We start from the raw sequence: 398 nt of genomic DNA, 5'->3' as shown, positions 1-398 counted from the left end.
GACGAGCCGACCAGCGAACCGGCGATGATCAGCATCGCGTTGTTCAGCGAGAAGCCGATGCCCGCCGCCGCCCAGCCCGAGTACGAGTTCAGCATCGACACGACCACGGGCATGTCCGCGCCGCCGATCGGGATGATGATCAGCACGCCCAGCGCGAACGCGATCAGCGTCATGATGATGAACGGCAGCCACGATTGCGTGAGGAAGAAGATCACGCCGAAGCCGATCATCGCGAGCGCGAGCAGCAGGTTGATCAGATGCTGGCCCGCATAGACGACGGGTGCGCCCTGGAACAGCCGGAACTTGTACTTGCCCGACAGCTTGCCGAACGCGATCACCGAGCCGCTGAAGGTAATCGCGCCGACGAACGTGCCGATGAAGAGTTCGATCCGGTTGCC

1 protein-coding gene is annotated in these 398 nt (G+C 63.1%); it reads right to left on the bottom strand.

What is annotated here, in order from left to right:
- A partial coding sequence (locus BN2476_RS48460) for an NAD(P)(+) transhydrogenase (Re/Si-specific) subunit beta (RefSeq protein WP_235850982.1) occupies positions 1 to 398 on the bottom strand: 398 nt, incomplete at both ends.

The organism is Paraburkholderia piptadeniae (assembly GCF_900007165.1).
Taxonomy (GTDB): Bacteria; Pseudomonadota; Gammaproteobacteria; order Burkholderiales; family Burkholderiaceae; genus Paraburkholderia; species Paraburkholderia piptadeniae.
Note: the sequence above shows the minus strand (reverse complement) of the source record. Positions and strands in the feature narration are given on the sequence as shown.